General features: G+C 46.2%; 1 protein-coding gene. It reads right to left on the bottom strand.

Translation table 11 applies throughout. The annotated features are described in order from the left end of the window. The coding region (locus C2M17_RS11280) for an EF-Tu/IF-2/RF-3 family GTPase (protein ID WP_325050672.1) at window positions 1–264 on the bottom strand (264 nt) is incomplete at both ends.

The raw sequence follows: 264 nt of genomic DNA, 5'->3' as shown, positions 1-264 counted from the left end.
CGTACAAGTTGTCTTCGTAGTTTCTTTGATACCTACGATTTCAACTTCGTCGTTCACGTTGATGATACCGGCTTCAACACGACCAGTTACAACTGTACCACGACCCTGGATTGAGAATACGTCTTCGATAGGCATGATGAATGGCTTATCGATGTCACGCTCTGGCTCTGGGATGTAAGTATCTAGGGCTTCTGCAAGCTCGATGATCTTGTCTTCCCACTCTTTCTCGCCTTCAAGCGCTTTAAGAGCTGAACCTTGGATTAG

It is taken from the genome of Pseudoalteromonas sp. T1lg10, from assembly GCF_002964545.1.
Classification (GTDB): domain Bacteria; phylum Pseudomonadota; class Gammaproteobacteria; order Enterobacterales; family Alteromonadaceae; genus Pseudoalteromonas.
This window is presented reverse-complemented; position numbering and strand designations above follow the sequence as displayed.